Here is a 236-nt window from a genome sequence, read left to right on the forward strand (position 1 = left end):
TCACACAACGATTATGCGCTGGGTTCATCAATATGGACCTCAATTAGAAGAGAAAGTACGACATCATCTTAAATCAACAAATGACTCGTGGAGAGTCGATGAAACCTATATTAAAGTAAAAGGTCAATGGATGTACTTATATCGTGCGGTTGATTCAGAGGGCAATACAATTGATTTTTATCTAAGTAAATCAAGAGATAAACAAGCAGCCAAGCGCTTTTTCAAGAAAGCCTTGG

General features: G+C 37.3%; 1 protein-coding gene. It reads left to right on the forward strand.

What is annotated here, in order from left to right; translation table 11 throughout:
* Positions 1-236 (forward strand): IS6 family transposase (locus BAQ49_RS24265; protein ID WP_116733499.1); only part of this gene is annotated, 236 nt, incomplete at both ends.

The organism is Bacillus proteolyticus (assembly GCF_001884065.1).
Classification (GTDB): Bacteria; Bacillota; Bacilli; order Bacillales; family Bacillaceae_G; genus Bacillus_A; species Bacillus_A proteolyticus.